This window comes from Natronococcus sp. JC468 (assembly GCF_012163165.1).
In the GTDB taxonomy this organism is placed as follows: Archaea; Halobacteriota; Halobacteria; order Halobacteriales; family Natrialbaceae; genus Natronococcus; species Natronococcus jeotgali.
Map to the genome: position 1 here is coordinate 1 of NZ_JAAVUO010000110.1, position 956 is coordinate 956.

General features: G+C 67.1%; 1 protein-coding gene. It reads right to left on the reverse strand.

What is annotated here, in order from left to right; all coding sequences use genetic code 11:
* Positions 1-897 (reverse strand): glycosyltransferase (locus GWG54_RS20590; RefSeq protein WP_167939491.1); only part of this gene is annotated, 897 nt, incomplete at its 3' end.
* Positions 898-956: the final 59 nt, after the last annotated feature.

Here is a 956-nt window from a genome sequence, read left to right on the forward strand (position 1 = left end):
GTAGGCGAAGCGCTCGCCGTTGTCGGGGCCGATCGTGCGGTCGAACGGGGCCGCGTCGGTCGCCGCCACCGGCGTCCCGCAGGCGTTGGCCTCGAGCGTCGACAGTCCGAGCGTGTCGGCCGTCGACGCCGTGACGAAGACGTCGAGCGAGGAGTAAAACGTCGGCAGCTCCTCGCGGGGGAGGAACCCCCGGATCTCGACGTTTTCGGGCGCCTCCCGCTCGAGGCGCTCGCGGAAGGGGCCGTCGCCGACGATCGCGAAGTCGTACTCGGGGAGGGTGTCGGCGACGCGGAGGATCTCGTCGACGTTTTTCTCCATGCTGAGCCGGCCGCTGTAGCCGATTACCGTGCGGTCGGGGTACCAGTCCTCGTCGGTCGGTCGGAAGAACTCCATGTCGATGCCGACGGGCAGCGGGACGTGCTCGACGTCGCGGTCGATGCGTTCGGTCGAGGCGGTCACGACGTCGAAGCTCCGCAGGAACGCCGTCTCGAGGGGGACGTACGCGCGCCCGAGTGCGTCGGCGACCGATTCGAACGCGACGTTCTGGTGGACGTACTCCTCGAGTGGGGTGTGGTGGGTGTAGATCGCGGGCAGGTCGTGCTTGCGGGCGTAGTACCGCCCGAGGAGGCCGACCGTGGCGGGGCCGTGGCAGTGAACGACGTCGAGGTCGGGAAGCGTCGAAGGGCGCTTGCCCAGCGGGATGCGGTAGCCGGGATAGAAGGGGTTCGAGACCGACCTGACGGGGATTTCGCGGTCGCCGGGGTCGTAGTCGCCGTCGGGGTAGACGACGTAGACCTCGTGGCCCTCGCGTTCGAGTTGTTCGCGCCAGAGTTTGATCGTGTATGTGACACCGTCGATCTCGGGGAAGTAACTGTCCGTGAAAAATCCGATGCGCATTCAGATCAGCTCCTCGTACAGCCGCCGATACTGGTTCGCGACCGTCTCGAGCGAGAACG